Raw genomic sequence first — 540 nt, 5'->3', positions numbered from 1 at the left:
AATAAAGGGCATAAGACTCAAACTGATAGTTCAGATTACCAAGATACTTCTGATGCTAAACGTAGACAGTTAGACAAAGATATTACTGATGCTGAAACGCTTAACCAAGATCCTAAGGCTAGTCAAAGTAATGTTGATGCCGCTGCTAAGAAGATCAGTGATGATATCAATAATTTGAACCAAGGGACTGATGCAGCTAATAACAAACCTGCAATTCCTGCTTCAAAGATTCCTGTTGGTGATCATAGTCACTTAACCGATGATGAAAAGAGTCAGGTTAAAGACAATGTCCAAAAGAGTAATTCGAATGGCAAAGTTACTAACGTTGACGATCAAGGTAATACCACAATTACTTATCCGGATGGTTCAAAGAATGTAATATCTGGTAAAAATACCACTACAGGAACTTCAAAAGATGATCTAAATAAGGCTATCAATAATGGTAATTCTGCTAAGACTAGCGGTAACTACACCAATACTTCAGATCAAAACCGTGCTGATCTTGATAAAGCTATCAAACATGGTCAAGATGTAGTTAAT

General features: G+C 36.3%; 1 protein-coding gene. It reads left to right on the top strand.

Annotated features, from left to right (window positions below):
• Positions 1 to 540, top strand: a 540-nt coding sequence (locus JCM10991_RS15540) for a MiiA motif-containing surface protein (protein ID WP_035189209.1), incomplete at both ends; no start/stop codon positions are given.

This window comes from Ligilactobacillus equi DSM 15833 = JCM 10991 (assembly GCF_000615765.1).
GTDB classification, from domain to species: domain Bacteria; phylum Bacillota; class Bacilli; order Lactobacillales; family Lactobacillaceae; genus Ligilactobacillus; species Ligilactobacillus equi.
This window is presented reverse-complemented; position numbering and strand designations above follow the sequence as displayed.